The 472-nt window shown below is 39.4% G+C and carries 3 tRNA genes; all 3 read right to left on the minus strand.

Annotated features, from left to right (window positions below):
* Window positions 1–15 precede the first annotated feature (15 nt).
* Window positions 16–91 (minus strand) — tRNA-Asn (locus Q0794_RS18085).
* A 65-nt stretch (window positions 92–156) separates the two neighbouring features.
* Window positions 157–232: transfer RNA gene (locus Q0794_RS18090), tRNA-Asn, on the minus strand.
* Window positions 233–371: 139 nt separating this feature from the next.
* A tRNA-Asn gene (locus Q0794_RS18095) sits at window positions 372–447 on the minus strand.
* Window positions 448–472: the final 25 nt, after the last annotated feature.

Here is a 472-nt window from a genome sequence, read left to right on the forward strand (position 1 = left end):
AAGCTTAACTTAATGTGGCTCCTCTTGCTGGGCTTGAACCAGCGACACACGGATTAACAGTCCGTTGCTCTACCAACTGAGCTAAAGAGGAATTGTTCTTTTAAGTCTTCAAATTATCAGACTCGTTATGCTCAAATAATCAAGCTTAACTTAATGTGGCTCCTCTTGCTGGGCTTGAACCAGCGACACACGGATTAACAGTCCGTTGCTCTACCAACTGAGCTAAAGAGGAATTGTAACTTTCTCACTGTTAAATCTAAATACAAATTAACAGTGTCTCTATTGCTCTATCAACCGAGCTAAAGAGGAATTGTAAAATTTTTAACGTAATTCCTTACGTTTAACTTCGACTTAATCAAAATTAAAGAATGTGGCTCCTCTTGCTGGGCTTGAACCAGCGACACACGGATTAACAGTCCGTTGCTCTACCAACTGAGCTAAAGAGGAATTGTAAACTTTCTCACTATTAAAT

This window comes from uncultured Psychromonas sp. (assembly GCF_947489755.1).
In the GTDB taxonomy this organism is placed as follows: domain Bacteria; phylum Pseudomonadota; class Gammaproteobacteria; order Enterobacterales; family Psychromonadaceae; genus Psychromonas.